This is a genomic window from Nostoc sp. 'Peltigera membranacea cyanobiont' 232 (assembly GCF_002245985.1).
Taxonomy (GTDB): Bacteria; Cyanobacteriota; Cyanobacteriia; order Cyanobacteriales; family Nostocaceae; genus Nostoc.
Map to the genome: position 1 here is coordinate 1 of NZ_NOLK01000056.1, position 15300 is coordinate 15300.

Annotated in this window: 8 protein-coding genes; 4 read left to right on the plus strand and 4 right to left on the minus strand. The window is 42.1% G+C overall.

What is annotated here, in order from left to right:
• Window positions 1-38 precede the first annotated feature (38 nt).
• Complete coding sequence (locus CDG79_RS19260; protein ID WP_094343585.1) at window positions 39-959, plus strand: polysaccharide deacetylase family protein; 921 nt, start codon at window positions 39-41, stop codon at window positions 957-959.
• Between the two features lie 255 nt (window positions 960-1214).
• On the opposite strand, the gene CDG79_RS19265 is transcribed toward CDG79_RS19260, so the two are convergent.
• Together CDG79_RS19265 and CDG79_RS19270 are read right to left on the minus strand one after the other, a co-directional pair.
• A complete protein-coding gene (locus CDG79_RS19265) occupies window positions 1215-6596 on the minus strand; it encodes a translocation/assembly module TamB domain-containing protein (protein WP_094343558.1) in 5382 nt (1793 codons plus the stop codon).
• A gap of 379 nt (window positions 6597-6975) precedes the next feature.
• Window positions 6976-7176 (minus strand): hypothetical protein, encoded by a 201-nt coding sequence (locus CDG79_RS19270; RefSeq protein WP_442946228.1) that lies wholly within the window; start codon window positions 7174-7176, stop codon window positions 6976-6978.
• A gap of 515 nt (window positions 7177-7691) precedes the next feature.
• Here CDG79_RS19270 and CDG79_RS19275 point away from each other — a divergent pair.
• From CDG79_RS19275 to CDG79_RS19290, 3 genes are all read left to right on the plus strand, one after another.
• Window positions 7692-8183, plus strand: coding sequence for a hypothetical protein (locus tag CDG79_RS19275; RefSeq protein WP_094343560.1), 492 nt, complete (start codon window positions 7692-7694; stop codon window positions 8181-8183).
• 1525 nt (window positions 8184-9708) lie between these two features.
• Complete coding sequence (locus CDG79_RS19285) at window positions 9709-10791, plus strand: response regulator (RefSeq protein WP_094343562.1); 1083 nt, start codon at window positions 9709-9711, stop codon at window positions 10789-10791.
• A 317-nt stretch (window positions 10792-11108) separates the two neighbouring features.
• On the plus strand, window positions 11109-12800 hold the full coding sequence (locus CDG79_RS19290; RefSeq protein WP_094343563.1) for a M3 family oligoendopeptidase: 1692 nt from the start codon (window positions 11109-11111) through the stop codon (window positions 12798-12800).
• Between the two features lie 22 nt (window positions 12801-12822).
• Here CDG79_RS19290 and CDG79_RS19295 read toward each other — a convergent pair whose 3' ends face one another.
• Entirely contained in the window at window positions 12823-13011 is a 189-nt protein-coding gene (locus tag CDG79_RS19295) for a hypothetical protein (protein ID WP_094343564.1), read from the minus strand.
• Window positions 13012-13016: 5 nt separating this feature from the next.
• On the minus strand, window positions 13017-15122 hold the full coding sequence (locus tag CDG79_RS19300; protein ID WP_094343586.1) for an acylase: 2106 nt from the start codon (window positions 15120-15122) through the stop codon (window positions 13017-13019).
• Window positions 15123-15300: the final 178 nt, after the last annotated feature.

The following is a 15300-nucleotide window of genomic DNA, read 5'->3' on the forward strand; positions in this document are numbered from 1 at the left end:
CCCCAATCCCCAATCCCCAATATTTAAGGAGATTTAATGTGTCTAATCGTAAATTATCGCCGTTTTTAAAGGTAGTAACTATTACATTGCTTGCTGGTGTAGGTAGTTTGGGTATCAGTCTGCTTGCAGGCACAACTAAACTTGACCGTCTGTTGGGAATTCAAAAGCCAAAAGGTGAGAGTGCTAAAACGGTTTTAGGTAGGGCAATGAGTGCAGATGCACAATCTATCACTCCAGCTACAGACCAGATGAATGAAGTGCCAAAGCCTTTTCAGGGCACAATCGTTTATCAAGCAAAACTAAAAGCAAATGAAAAAGTCATTGCCTTGACCTTTGATGATGGCCCTGGCCCCAAAAATACGGAACAGGTTTTAGAAATTTTGAAGAAAAATAATATCAAGGCGACATTCTTTATGCTTGGGGAAATGGTGAAATATTTTCCCAAAGTTGCCAAACAAGTGGCTGCTGATGGTCACGTAATTGGTAATCATACATGGCATCATTGGTATTTTAAAATGGATGCAGCGACTGCGGCTAGTGAAATTGACCGCACAGCAGATATTATTTATAAGACCACAGGAGAGAAAACTACTCTGTTTCGTCCCCCAGGTGGCTTTCTGAATAATGGATTAGCTCAATATGCCAAAAACGAGAAATACGCTGTCATGATGTGGTCAGAAGAGTCGGGAGACGCTGAACGTCGTTCGCCTCAAGTGCCAATGCTAGTTAAAAATGTGCTGAAATATGCAAAACCAGGTGCAATTGTACTGATGCATGATGGCGGCGGTAATCGTTCTAGATCCGTCAAGGCTTTACCAGAAATGATCGCCGGTTTGAAGGCCCAAGGCTATCGATTTGTGACAGTTCCCCAATTGCTAGAAATGCAAGCCAAAGAAGAAAATGCACTAACGGCATTACCACCCGTAGCTACAAATCACGAACATTCAAATCATCAGTAATATGCTACAGACAGCTACACCTCGAATTTTGGCGACAAAAAAATCGGGCTGTGGCTAGTTTTCTTCCTCTGTGTTCTCTGCGCCTCTGTGGTTCGTTCTCATAATCAACCTGTAATACTAATGCAGTAATCTAAAATCTAATCCGCTTGGGTTAAAGCTTAACTGTTTGTCAAAGTAATTTTTTTAACAAACCGCAGAGTGAGCAGAGGACGCAAAGCAAGAGAAAGAAGAAATGCTTAACTGAATTGTATTAATTTAAAATCGACTTTCATACTCAACTTGAAATAGATTTTCATCCCCCAAATTAGTTGAGCCTCGCATCAAAATTTGGTCGTTGAGTCGATAAAGAACGTTGTAACCCAAGGACTGATTTGTAGATGTAGATAAAGGCGCGGATAAAGAGACAGAGAAATTTTTATTAATATCAAACACACCTTCTGCTGATAAATTCAGAACTGAAGCTCTTGATGTTTCATTACTCGTAGTAGGTGTGGGAAATATCCGAAATTGGCTGAAGCCAACAGCCTGTCCGATCGCAGTGATAGTTCCTTGCAAACCACCTAAAATGGTAGAACTAGCGAAATTAGTCAACCCTTGTCCTGCATCTGCTTGACCGAAAGAACCAAGAATTGAGCCACCCAAGAGAGCAACTATTTCTCCCTTACTACGGCTAGGTTCGCTCGTCAGTTCTAGATTGTCGCCCAACTTACTAGCTGGCCCGTTAACCCTAGCTTGAACGGTAACAGTCCGTAAAGTCCCAAAGTTGTTTACAGAAACATCGCTGACTTCAGCAGACAATGGTGATTCCAAAACTTGACTGTTCGTACCGGAAGCTTCAGGTACGATCGCAGTCAGGCGAACATCCAAAGTAGGATCGAGTCCTTGACTTGGAATAAACCGCGCAGTTTGTTCGTAACCTCGCGCCAAAGCAAACTCAGTGGAAAATAAGCTCAGTCGTCCTCCTGTCAAACGAATCTCTCCTTCAGGAAGTGGCTTGGCTAATGTACCATTGATGGTCAAGTCGCCTTTTGCCTCAAAGTTCAGTATAGGCTGACTCAATGCAGCTCCTCCTGGTACAAAGCTCAGTAGCGACTGAGTTGTAACATTAACATCCTTGTCTAGAATCAACTTTAAATCTGCAAACTCTATAGGCAAATTGGGTGGAGTTGCTGCACTAGCGCTATTTGCTGGTGTAGTTAGTGGGTTAGCATTACTATCTGGTGTAGTCACCGAGCTAGCGTTATTCTCTGCTGTCGGTATCTGTTCTCTATTTATGACGTTAGTATTCGCTTCTGTTGTAGCAGCTGATTTGGTCTTAGCAGTAGAATTTCCGATAATCACCTTACCATCACTCAGTTTAATCTCTCCACCAATTACAGGTTTTAGGGCTGTTCCGCGAATTACCACATCGCCGCCAACACCCCCTTCATACAATCCTGCAAGCTTAAAATTGAGTTTGTCTGCTATTGATATCGTTAGGGGATTAGCTGCTGCTGGCTGAGGATCAAAAATTGGCAGGATACCTGATGCAATTATTTGCCCTTTATTGTAAGTAGCTTGAATCTTTTCTACACTCAAAGTATTGCCATTAAATTGCGCTGTCCCTGTCAAATTCGTTAGGGGTTCAGATAAAGCTTGAGCGCGAACAGTTGCGTTGTTAACTGTGGCGTTTCCATTAATAATTGGTTCGTTTAAAGTACCCTGAACATTTAAGTCTACCTGTCCTTGACCGTCTACCCAACTTACTTGATTGTTGGTAAGCAGATTTAACAGCGCCAATCCTTCATTATTCACATTGGCTTTGATGCTGATTTGATTGCTATCTGGTTGCACTGCGGCAAAAGGTAACGGAGCAGGTACGCTACCTGTAACGGTAACTGGCTGCGTTCCTGTTACTAGCAAGGTACTATCAAAATTCAAACGAGCTTTGTCGTAGTCAAAGTTTACCAGTCCTGTTTGCACAGGTTGTTTGTTGAGAGTCGCATTCGCCAGTGTCACTTTCCCTTTGATATTAGGGTCTTTTAAGTTACCTCCTAATGTGGCATCAGCATTTACGTTACCAGTGATATCTACGGGATATTTTTCTATAAAAGGTTGTAAAAGTGATAGAGGTAGACTTGCGACATTCAACTTTCCAGATAGTTGTTCAGTTCCTAGTTGTCCTGAAAAAGCTACTAGTCCTTGATTTATGCCAACACTCAAGGGCGAAAGTGTGACGATTCCATCGGCAAAAGTACCTTGAGCAATGACTTGATTAATGGAGTATTCACCCCATTTCCAGTTAGCACCTTGGAAATTAAAGCCGACATTCAACCCAGATTTTAATGAGCCATTAGCTGTAATTCCTCCACTCAAAGCACCCGTTAATTCTGCAAGAGTAGGTAAAGATGCGGCTTTTTTTGTTTCTTCTTGCTGTTGTTTCGCTAGGGATGCTGCAATATTAGAGAAATAGGCTAACTGGGTTTTCAAATCTGCATTGGGCAAACTGATAGGCTTGGTATTAAGTACCTCTGCTCCAGCTAAGGTTGGAGGCTTCAAGCCGGTACCAAGGTCTTGAAAATCAAAGATATTAAACGCTTGTAAAAGTCTCTCGATTCTGGTTTGGTCTAAGTTAGCTTGGAATTGAAATTGGGGATCGTTCCCTGTTTTGACATTTCCACTTAAGGCAATATTGCTATCTCCAATCCGCAATTGACCATTAGCCAAGCTAGCAGTACCATCGGCATAATTAATAGTACCGCGAAATTCGTCGGCTGCTACTCTGGCAACACGAGGCCCTGCGATCGCAACGTTCCCCGCAACTGCATAATTATTAAGATTGACAACTAAATTTCCTGATAATTGCCCCCCTAAAGGTTTCAATTGATTGTTCGGTAAAAAGCCCCCAATTAGAGCGATAGGAAACTGTTGGGCGTTGATGAGTAAGTTATCTCCCTCAGTTCTACCCATGCTAACGGCCCCATCCCGACTGACTAAAAATGAAGTTGGCCGATAATTTGCACCCAAATTAAGCGCAATTATGTCTTGCTTACCGGCTAATCGTAGACTTGCCCCCTGTCCCCCTTGAAAACTCACGTTTCCGGTTAAAAGTGGGTCAAAAGCCAAGTTACTAACCTGAAAATTTCGCAGCCGAATGTTGCCATTAGCTTGGGGAACATCTGGAGTGCCTGTGACTTTTCCATTAAAATCAAGTAGCCCCGCCACTGCTACGTCTCCAGGAATTTGAAAGCCAGTATTTTTTAAGTTGAAATTCTGCGCCAGTACGTTTAAATCAAATCCCGCGATTTGGGGTGCGCCTGTTGGTGGAGACTGAATTGCGATCGCACCATTAGCACTCAATCCGGCGGTACTTGCATTTTCAACTATAATCTGCTGTCCATTCCACTGAAATTGAGCCACGAGCGGTTTTGCCAGCAGTGCTACCCCTTGGGAAAGGCGGATTTTTCCGGCGGCGCGAATATCTGCAAGCTGGAAAGATTTTGTTGTGCCTGATAACTGAATATCGCTATTGAGCCGTCCTCGCAGTTGTGGTGAAAACCGGTTGAGTTGAATTTGAGAAGTGTTGACAACTCCTTGCCAGCGTTCTTGTGCAACTTGACCTTTAGCTACGATTGTCCCCCCTGCCACGTTCAACACTGCATCTGGAAAGATGATATTCTCTCCTTGTTTGGTAACAACAACTCGTCCGGTAGTGGGATAGGTCGCTGTAGGCGCTTGCACCCGCGCGACTGCTTGTAGGTTCTTCAGAGTGCCAGAAATATTGGCATTTGCCGATACTTTACCAATAGTGATGGAGGGTGAGGATTTGTACGCTCGGGCGATCGCGTCTCCTGGTAAATTTTGAGCTTGCACATTAAATGATACCCTCCCTTGGGGTGCAAGCTGAAGTTGACCGCTAGCTGTAACCTGCCCTCCCACTTCTGGATTTGCCTGAACGCGAGCAACATTGACGTTTAATGGTTTACCCAGAGAGCCAGATATTTTAGCGTTTGCAGATATACCACCAAGATTGAGGGGAGTTGAAATATTGTAACCTTGAGCGATCGCATTTCCTGGTAAGCCTTGAGCTTGAATACCTATATCTACTTGACCTTGGGGAGCTAGTTGAATTTGACCGCTGGCTGTAATTTGTCCCCCTGTTGGTGGCGTTACCTGAACGCTGGAAACATCAAGTTTCAAGGGTTGTTTGGCAAGTGAACCAGAAATTTGTGCTTTTGCGGAAACATTTCCAACTGCGATCGGTAGAGTAACGCCATAGCCTCGTGCTAGTATATCCCCCGATACACCATCAACTTGGGCATTAAATATTACGTCTTTGTTGACTCCTAAATTAGCTTGACCGCCTCCTGTGATTTGACCACCCGCTGCGGGGACTATTTTCAAATTGGAGACAGCAAGTTGAGATGCGGTCTGAGATACATTCAAGCGGAAATCAGTATTGACAGCTTTGAAGAGAATGCGATCGACTTGAATCGGTTTTGTGTTGCTTACTGTACCGCTAAGGACTGGTTGCTGAAGTGCGCCTAAGACTTTAATATTTGCTTGAATTTCGCCACTAGCTGGGACTGACGAATTTACATTCAGCGTGTCTAAGATATTTTTAGCACTAATTGGTTTTATCTGAGCGGAGATATTAAAACCTGTCTGAGTATTAATTGTTCCATTGGCCAGAATGGGAATTTTACCAAAATTTGTACTCAAATTCTCTAAAGCAACTGTCTGACCTTGAAATGTAAATCTCCCATTAAAATTGGAAACCTGCTGAGGAATATTTTGGATTTTAGCAGTGACTTGATTCGCAGTAGCCGTTCCTGTAATCGCTATTTCTGACAGTTTGGGTGGAATCTGAACCCCTAAGTCGGCATTTAAATACCCTGATTGCAATGCGATCGGTAACTGAATTAATCGACTAATATCAGATGCTTGTAAATTTTGTGCTGAAAGGTTGAGGCTAGTTTGTTGAGCTTTTAGTTGGGTTTCACCAGCGATTTTAACTGCGCCTCCCCTGGTGAGTTGAGCATTGATGTCATAACCAATCCTTTGATTTTGATCCGAAAATCGAGCAATACCACCAACTTGATTTAATATTACTGAGCCTTTCGGTTTAGTTGGTACGGCGAACGGCATCAACTCTACATTTCCATCTTGAATTTGAAGTGTTTGCAATTCAGTTTGAATAGCACCTTTTCCTTCTCCAGCCTTAACTTGGGCTGTAACCCAACGCCCATCTCGATCCTGTTGGATGTAGACATTGGGCTGAACTAACGTTACATTTAATGCCAGTTTTCGGGTTAAGAGAAGTTCTAAGGGTGAGAACTGCACATCCAAGGCTTTTGCTACCACCTGGTCTGCATCGGTGGCAGTTGCTGGTATAGATAAAGAGCTAAATCTCAGACTAGAGAGCGAAAAACCTTCAACTTTGCCTACTTTTACTGGCCGCCCAAGCAATTGTTCGAGATTTTGCTGCACCAATGGCGCTAAATCTTTATATACATAGCTTCTAGCCCACCAAGCACCGACTGCAATTCCAATCAGTAAAACGATACCAAGAGCCAAACTGGTACGTCCTAACAGGAGGAGCCATAAACGAGGATTAGATGGTTCCTGATTATTTTCTGGATTTGGAGAGCGCGTCATTATCGTTATCAGTACCAGTACTTTTTTCTGGAGTAAGCCGAGAGACAGGCTAGCCGTATTTGTATCAGCAAGTTACAAACTATGGTTTCATAATCTGAAGACTTCCGCAAGAACTTTGCGCCAACCTGCTTCTATTCCAATAGGGTTTAGTTAAGCCTTTCTTTCTTCTCTCTGCGTCATGTGCGTCTTTTACGGTAGTCTGCGGCAAGCCTTTCGCGTAGCGTCTCGTAGAGAAGCGTCTACGTTAAAAAAATGACTTTGGTAAAAGTTTTAATTACGCCAACCTGCTTACAGCATGAGTTAACGTCAATAACAAGATTCCCTACTTCTCTAAGAAGTAGGGAATCTGAGCTTTTGTATTACTAGATTGTAAACCCGCTTATCGATCGGTTGAATCATCAATCATTTCTGGGGTTAAAGCTGGGTTACTCTTACGTTCTTCTGGTGATTGCTCCCGAATAACATCGTCTATTCTTGCAGGGTGTTTGATTTTGTCGAGTACCTCTAGACTTAGTTCCAATGGTTCGCCTTCTGGATTAGATTTTTCAGCTTGACTAGGAACTGTTTCCTTATTCATCATTATTTCCCCAAACTTATACACCAAGCTTAAGTTGTTCTGTGGTGAGCTACACACTATCTTGAGACTTAATTTCACGCAACAGTAGGTAAGAAAGACGTAAATAGTAGCCTGTCGGAGATATCGCCCCTGGTAGACCAAAAATCAATCCCTAAACTAAATAGCATTTACCACAAAAAACGTAAGTATTCAGTATTCTCAGTTTCACAAACCATAAATAGTCACAGCCAGTATCCAAAACATGAAATTGCGATCGCTAATTCAGCCAAACCAACGATTAATTCTCCCATAACTGCGATCGCTTAGTTATTCGATAGAAAAAATTGAGTATTTCTAACAAGCAAAATCTATTTAAATTACTTTTTAAAAAATCTTTACGTTTCTCAATAAACTTTAAGGAATCTTGTAATTGAATTAAGAATCAATTAAGAGAAATTGCTTTGTAAAGGTTAATTGATATTCCTTGTCAAATTGCTGGTGAAGTTAGAGACTAGGAATACAACACACGCAATTATTTTATGACTGCTATTTCTAACATTGAATTCAAACGACCAATTTGGCAAACTGCTATTATATTGACTTTGGGCTTTTGGCTCAGTGCTAGTCTAGTTTTAGACTGGGTAATTATGCCTAGCCTTTATCTTTCCGGCATGATGAGCCAAGCTGGTTTTACGACAGCAGGCTATACGATTTTTTGGAACTTCAATCGTATGGAATTATTATCTGCTGCTGTAGTATTAACTGGGGCATTAGCTTTGGGTAAAATCCAATATCACTGGCGTATTGGCAGTATTATTTTATCTGGGCTGCTGCTAACTATAGCTGTGCTTGACACCTATTTCTTAACTCCGCAAATGTGCGCTATCGGAGTTCAACTCAATCTATTTGAAGCTGCTGCTGCTATTCCATCGACAATGAATTTACTACACGGCAGTTATTGGGTACTAGAACTAGTTAAGTTGGTTGCTGGTGGTACACTTTTAAACTGGTGCTGGCGGGAACAAGTTTAAGTAGATGGAGAACTATACCCGGATTTCTCACCAATGCTCAAAGCCTGTGCTTGTGCAGGGGAGCAGGGGAGCAGGGGAGCAGGGGAGCAGGGGAGCAGAGGAGAGTTCAATGTGCCAAGTTCAATCCCCTCCGCCCCTCTGCATTTCAAACTTGTGAGAAATGCGGGTATAACGGTGAGAATGTCCACTTCTAAATCTCACACTAAAGACGCAAAGAAATTCTTTGCGTCTTTTTGCTACATAGCTTAATCAATGCAATGTTTACGACGGGCTACGCCCATGCGGAGAATTTGGGATTGATATTTGTGATTTTTAAAACTTGAGATTCTTCGGGTAAATTGCTATTATAAAATGATTCATTCATTTATAAGTGTAATTAAATCAGCAGACAAAATTATCTTTTACTGTACATTTTTAGCCTTCCCGGATATTAGAGAAAAGAAATACTGAAAGATAACATTAGTTAGCTTTCATCTTTACTTCACTGATTTATCATGAAGTTTATATATTGCTGCTAACTTTTTTTGAAAATTATAGTAATCTGAATTTTAGTGAGTACGTTACTTGTTATCTACCATTTAGCTAAAAATAGCTATTTTGCAGGTATGTACTACCAATCAAGAACTTCGCTGTAAATTCTTGAATTTGTCACTCCAAATTGTACAGAGTGGCTATTTAGCCCCACACAACATTAAAACCCGTTTCCAGTACTTATGAAGAGATTCCCTTCTGCTGAACCGGTCGCCTGTGCATCTCACCACACACCATTATGGCGGTAATTATCAGCTAACTCATCCTTGGTCGGAGATTTATCATTCTTGTTGTGCAAGTAATAATTTTGCTTAATCCCAACACTAAGAGCTGCTCTACATCCACAAACCTAAGTAAGACATTGAGCTTTTTGAATGCTTAGTTTTTAATAATACTTTTTCTCTTGATGAAGTTTACCTCAAGCATAAACCTCCACCAAAAGTAGCCGAGAACTTTCGTCACGGATATAAAAGCAGCAGGAACTTAATCCTTAAAAGCCTTTATGGATAAGCATTTTTATCTATATTACAAGATATTTTGGTTGCTCCAGACTTTAAGATAAAGGGCAAAAAAACTTTTGCAAGAGAAGCAAAGTATCTACAATTTTAGGCTGTGAAATACGGATAACAATGATGCTTTTGTGACTGATGGGCGAGAGCCAATGGTCTGTTCGTTGCACTTGAGTTACTGTTAGATTGGCTAGATTAGCAAAAGATACAGAAAACCAATCTAATTTTTGAAATACTATATCCTGGCAACCAGTCGGGCCATTTTGCTATTGGGCAATAAGATAGATTGGTTTAATTGTAATTCGTGCTTTCTAGCTTAACAGAGATTGGTTAATTAAGAGTTGGGGGGTGTGGAATCTCTGTACTAAGTCAAATGTGACCGCTATATTTATTTGATAGTGTTTCCAACAAAGTCGCGGTGAATTCCGAAAAGGTAATTCACTAATTTTTCCTGCAAATGTTAATTTTATTCCAGAACTATCTCAATGAAGACACTTCCAATTAGTAGATACAGATTTTTCCAAAAGCTCCAGCCTTTATCTTTGTTGAAAAAAATCACTGGTAAGTCGGTTACTGGTTGTTTGCAGGTGTTTAGCACATCAGGTTCTTGGTCAATATATGTAGATGAGGGTAAGCTCATTTATGCTTGCTATTCAGAGAAAATGTTTGAGCCGCTTTACAGGAATTTGCAACGCTTGAGTCAGCAAATTTCTACTCTTCCTCTTGAAATTCACGAACAATTACGGGCAATATTTGAAACTGGGATTGAAAATCAGGCAATACCGAACCCAGATTATCTGGCTATTTGCTGGTTAGTTAATCAGAGATATATTAGTCCCTCTCAAGCAGCAATACTGATAGAACAGTTGGCACTAGAAGTTCTGGAGTCATTTCTCAACTTAGAAGAGGGGAGTTATGAATTTATTCCTGAAAGCTTTCTGGATGACATGCCAAAGTTTTGTCATCTAAATCTCCGCTTACTGGTTGAACGATGTCAAATGCCCCGAAGCGAAGTGGCTTATCGTCAGACATCCCCCTCTTCTCAATCGCACCCTTCAGAACTGTTCAAAATAAATGAGCTAAAACCTAAAAACAAAAGTACATCAAACTGGTCTAGAACAAACGGCTATAAACCTTCAGCCTACTCTATTAATACTAATGAACATAGGGATCGGCGAATCGTCCAACCCCATGCTGACAAAAAAATCTATACAATTTTTTGTATTAATGACAGTCCTACAGTATTGAATGCTATTAAAAGTTATTTAGATGAGCAAACCTTTTCTGTTGTGGGAGTCACCGATTCTCTAAAAGCTTTAATGCAAATTGTTCATACAAAACCCGACATAATTTTGTTGGATATTTCAATGCCTAATTTAGATGGATATGAACTCTGTTCTTTGCTGCGGAAACACTCACATTTTAAAAATACACCTGTGATTATGGTGTCAGAAAAAGTAGGATTTATAGATAGAGCTAAAGCTAAGATGGTTAGAGCCTCTGGCTACTTAACTAAGCCTTTCACACAAGGAGATTTACTCAAAGTAATCTTTAAACATATTATTTAATTTTCTAATATAATAAATAACTCTATTTTATTGATATATTTTTTTGCATATTCCAGGTTTAATATTACCTAGATCGCTAATTTTTATCGTTAGAGATAATTGTCTGATTGAATTGAAATAATTTTAGTTTTATCAAACTAAAAAGAATAATTGTAGTGAGTAGGAATCTATAGCAGTTTCATGCTAACATTACAAGCAATTTTATTGTTAATATCTTAATAGATTTTTGGAAAAATGAAAGTTGGCGATTTCCCAAAATAAAAACTTTTTAGAACTCGCCCGATCGCTAAATGTTTGATCGCTGAGGGAAATGATTGATGCAAGCTCCAGTAGATTTTGCCGACATCACAGCAGAAACTCCAACGCTTTTAACGGTAACTGCCGAATACCAAGCTATCCAGATGCAGTTTAACCAGGCTCAAACCTCTGAGCAACGAAAGGTTGTCTTTCAACAGTGGGATGCCTTACGACGCAGACTCAGTACGTGGAAGGAACTCACGCAACTGCACTTTCACCAAGATACGCAAAACCAAGAGTACAAAACTGCCTTGGACTATTGCAGCGAACTTTCACCATCCCTGACTGCCCTTGAAGTAGACCTAAAACGGCAACTGATTCACAGCCCCGATCGCACCGAGTTAGAACAAAGCTTGGGACGGCAAGCCTTTTTGGTGTGGGAAGCCGACATCACGACTTTTGAAAGTGCGATCGCAGCCGATTTAATCGAAGAATCCAAACTCACCAATGAGTACACCGAACTGATCGCCTCGGCAAAGCTAGAATTTCAGGATCAGCAGATAAATTTATCGGGTTTGCAACCCGATCTCCAAAGTAAAGAGCGAGATATTCGCCACCAGGCAGAACAGTGTCGCTGGCAGTTTTTTGAGCAGAATCAAGACCGCTTCGATCGACTGTTTGATCGATTGGTGAAACTGCGCGATCGCATGGCAAAAAAGTTGGGCGATGAAAACTACATTGCGCTAGGATATCGTCGAATGCGAAGGGTGGATTACAATCAAACCGATGTCGAACGCTATCGGGATCAAGTCGTGCAAGAGGTCGTTCCCCTAGCGATGGAGCTAATTCAGCAACAGGCAAAACGGCTCAATCTAGACACCATATATTTTTGGGATGAGTCTGTCTTTGATGCAGAAGGTAGTCCGGCTCCAATTGGCGATTGTGACTGGATGCTAGAACGGGCGCAAGAAATGTTTGATGCCATGAATCCATCGCTGGGTAGTTTTTTTAGCATGATGGTTGAGCGGCATTTACTGGATTTGCAAAACCGTCCTGGAAAGGCAGGAGGCGGATTTTGCACAAGCTTCCCAAACTATGATGCTCCCTACGTGTTCGCAAATTTCAATGGCACAAAAAACGATGTGCATGTGTTCGTTCACGAAATCGGTCATGCTTTTCAAATGTGGCGAAGTAACAATTTGCCCGTTTTAGATTACCTATGTCCCACTCAAGAATCGTGTGAAATTCACTCCATGAGCTTAGAATTTCTCACCTATTCGCAGATGGAAAAGTTTTTTGGGGATCAAGCCGATCGATTTCGGAGGCAGCATCTAGCCTGGTCGATGCTATTTCTACCTTATGGTGTGGCAGTGGATCATTTTCAGCATTTGGTATATGCAAATCCAGAAGCAACCCCGCAAGAACGACATCTTATGTGGCAACAAATGGAAGCTCGTTATCTGCCTTGGCGTAAATATGGAGATTTGAACTACCTCAATAAAGGCGGACTCTGGCAAGACAAACAACACATTTACTGTTCGCCGTTTTATTACATTGATTACACCTTGGCGGGGTGTTGCGCGTTACAGTTTTGGGTGAAAGCAGAAGAAAATTATTCGCAGGCGTTGGCGGAGTATATTGCATTATGCGATCGCGGGGGTTCTGCCTCCTTTCGAGAATTAGTGCGATCGGCAAATCTTATTTCTCCCTTTGAAGCTGGCGCACTTTCTCAAGTCGTTGAAAAAGTGCGTCACACTTTGAAAGCTGGCTGATTGACCTCAGAATAGAATGGCACTAAGTTAAGCTGAAGGGTAGGTGGCGTAAGGATTGCAGAGGAGCAGGGGGGGCAGAGGGGCAGAGGAGAATTTCTCTTGCTTCTTTCTGTATGCCTCTTGTTTCGCTTCTTCCTTCTTCTTTCTCCCCTGCTCCTCCGCTCCTCTGCACCCGTGCTACCTCAACGATTTTCCCTTTTCTTAGTGCCATTCACCTCAGAATACTTTACGTACTTCTAGATGGGCAAGAATATCTGAGCGATCGCGCCACACAGGACGCAATTTTTTGTTGGCAAACATCTGTAACTGGTCGCTAATGTGGGGCGATCCGGGTTGAGTTGCATTACCGTAACTGGTGAGTGCCATTGCCCGTACAGGGTTAGAAAATTCAATTGCAGCAACATAGGAATCACCTGCAACAGCTTGGAACTGCCCATTTTCTCCGGGAGCAAAATCGAGTGCCCGAAAAATTCCCATGTTGCCATCCCCACCATTACTAGGCAAATCCATATCGCCCAACCGTAGCCGAAAAACCTTACCCCACGGTACATCAAGCGCACCATAAGTCTTTTCTACCTTAGCTGCTACCGCTTCTAGCGTTGTAACTGCACTTTCAGGATTAGCTAAACCATCGGGTGTGGTGCGTGGAGAACTTTCACTCCAAGGTTTACTAAAGGTCTTATCCCAGTCCATCTGTTGAGCCCAAAAAGCAAATAGCACTGCTCCCCGACTATCTGCATTGGCTTGCCGATCCCAGGCTTCTAAGACGTTAGCTGCTTTTTGCCCTAAGTCTTTACCATACTTGCGTGCAGCCGGAATTAAATCATCCAAAATCCGATCGGCTAGCTCCATCCGGGTAGAGTGCTTGTCTGCAACCATTTTGTCAAAAGAGATTTTGTCATCCTCAGCCAACATTCTGACAGAACGTTGGGAGCGGAAATCCATGAAACGAGGAGCCATGTAGGGCGGGTAATTATCTGCTTTAATCGCGGCTGGAAATGTAGTTGTCCAAGGTGGATCGTTGGTATTTTGTAACCAGCCACTCTTAGGGTCAACTATGCGCGGTAAATCTTGGTAAGGATGTATTTTTGTCCACAAAGTTTTAGATGTATTCCCTGAGATTAGACCTTGCCAGTATTTAAAATCACCAAAGGAACGCACTGGAACTTGACCGTTGAATAGGTGCATAATATGCCCTTCTCTATCTGCATACATCACCGTAAACATCGGCAGTTGCAAGCGCTGGAGTATTGTTTGAAACTGGGTAAGGTTTTTTGCTCGGGCCATATCCCACCACTCCTGGAGTCCACTTGGTCGATCGAGACCTGCAACTCTCAGCGCCACGACTTTACCATCTTTCTTGGTTAGCACAGGCCCGTGGACAGAACTTTTCACTACTAATGGTTGTTCTTGCAAGGAACCATCTTTCTGCTTCACCTTTAAGGAAAGAGTTTTTGTCTGGAAGTTCCGAACTTTGTCATCAAAGCGATATCCATCACCTGCGAGTGTAAGTTCATAAACATCCCAACCATCATAAGTGTTAACAGTGTGAGTCCAACCTAAGTTATTGTTAAAGGCGATCGCTAATACGGGAATACCTACAAGTGTTGCTCCATAAGCATCAATTCCTGGGGCGGTGATTTGGGCTTCGTACCACAAAAATAAATCTGACCAAGGTAGATGGGGGTTTGCTAACAACATAGCGTTCCCACTTGCAGAATGACTTGGTGCGATCGCCCAACCATTAGATCCTGCTTGCAACTTTTCTTTGTTCGGGTCTAATACTTCTTCAGGATTGACCACAAAGGTGAAATTTAGTACCCGATGTAAGTGAGCCATGACATCTTCTGCTTTGACTGGTAGCACCACCTCAACTCGATCGTCAATCAAGTTAGGATTTTGGGAAGCATAAGCATTGATCCCAGTAGCAAAAGCATCAAGATAACTGCGAAAACTTGGACTCTGGGCTTTATACCAAGAACGGGCGCGTTCTGGTACTCCCGCAGTCTGTACCCAGCGATCTGAGTCTAGGTATTTTTCTCCCCAATATTCGGCCGCGCGTCCCCGTGCTTGACCATAGAGACGCAAAAGCAAATCTCCATGACTTTGCATTTGTGCCCAGCCAAAGGCATAAAATGCACTCTGGTCATCTTTTCCGTAGATATGCGGCACACCATAGGTATCCCATAATATCTCTGTGGATTTTGTTGGTACAGCTATAGTGCGGCTTCCAACAAACAAAACCAGTATCAAACTGAGTATTAAGGGTAAAACACGTATTGGTTTTCTTTTGTAAAACCTAAGTAAAATATCAATCCTCATTAACACCACCATGTCCAGATGTAACGCCTGATGACTAAAATTACTATTAGGGAATGGGGACTGGGGAGAGACAAGAGAAGGGAGTGACTTTTTCAATAATTCCCCTTTACCACCATGCTCCAGTAACTAGTTACAGTCCGCCGTAAATCTAGCTAGCATCTTGATTAACCAGACAGTA

Bases quoted from the DNA above. Each gene is read 5' to 3' on its own strand.
- CDG79_RS19295 (WP_094343564.1), bottom strand. From the start codon at position 13,011: ATGGCACTAAGAAAAGGGAAAATCGTTGAGGTAGCACGGGTGCAGAGG.
- CDG79_RS19285 (WP_094343562.1), top strand. From the start codon at position 9,709: ATGAAGACACTTCCAATTAGTAGATACAGATTTTTCCAAAAGCTCCAG.
- CDG79_RS19300 (WP_094343586.1), bottom strand. From the start codon at position 15,122: ATGAGGATTGATATTTTACTTAGGTTTTACAAAAGAAAACCAATACGT.
- CDG79_RS19265 (WP_094343558.1), bottom strand. From the start codon at position 6,596: ATGACGCGCTCTCCAAATCCAGAAAATAATCAGGAACCATCTAATCCT.
- CDG79_RS19275 (WP_094343560.1), top strand. From the start codon at position 7,692: ATGACTGCTATTTCTAACATTGAATTCAAACGACCAATTTGGCAAACT.
- CDG79_RS19270 (WP_442946228.1), bottom strand. From the start codon at position 7,176: ATGATGAATAAGGAAACAGTTCCTAGTCAAGCTGAAAAATCTAATCCA.
- CDG79_RS19290 (WP_094343563.1), top strand. From the start codon at position 11,109: ATGCAAGCTCCAGTAGATTTTGCCGACATCACAGCAGAAACTCCAACG.